The following is a 726-nucleotide window of genomic DNA, read 5'->3' on the forward strand; positions in this document are numbered from 1 at the left end:
GCAATCACGCGGTGATGTAAAATTAGCGAAAGCCGATTGTTTGCTAGAAACCAAACAATTCGAATTAGCACAAGAGTTGTTAGCAACCATCCCACTGGAGTATCAAGACAACTCTTACAAAAGCTTAATCGCGAAACTGGAACTGCATCAGCAAGCGGCTGAAAGTCCAGAATTAAAGCGCTTGGAACAAGAGTTGGCAGCTAACCCAGACAATTTCGAATTGGCATGTGAGCTAGCAGTACAATACAACCAAGTGGGTCGTGATGAAGAAGCGCTAGAGCTACTTTGGAACATTTTAAAAGTAAACCTAGGCGCGCAAGATGGCGAAGGGAAGAAAACTTTTATGGATATCCTAAGCGCATTAGGACAAGGCAACGCTATTGCAAGTAAATATCGTCGCCAGCTGTACTCCATCTTGTACTAAGCGCAGAACTCCTCTAAAAATAAGACAATAAAGGCCGGAATTTCCGGCCTTTGTTTTGCCTAAAATCGCCCCGCTATCGTTTCTTCTCAACATCTTCGATTGTCTACAACCCAAAAATGCGTGAAAATGAATCAGTTATTATGCACTCAAGGGAATAAATCATGCCTATCGATTCACTGATCACTATCGGTATTTTCGTCGTCCTCGCTGTCGTTATCTTGTCTTCAGCCATCAAAACGGTTCCACAAGGAAACAACTGGACAGTTGAGCGCTTTGGACGCTACACCCACACATTAAAGCCG

Annotated in this window: 1 protein-coding gene and 1 pseudogene; both read left to right on the forward strand. The window is 43.5% G+C overall.

The annotated features are described in order from the left end of the window. A partial coding sequence (locus R7E78_RS26470; RefSeq protein WP_318058657.1) for a tetratricopeptide repeat protein occupies positions 1-424 on the forward strand: 424 nt, incomplete at its 5' end. A gap of 161 nt (positions 425-585) precedes the next feature. Continuing rightward, a pseudogene (locus tag R7E78_RS26475) lies at positions 586-726 on the forward strand (SPFH/Band 7/PHB domain protein); the annotation flags it as partial.

The organism is Vibrio sp. YT-19(2023) (assembly GCF_033337395.1).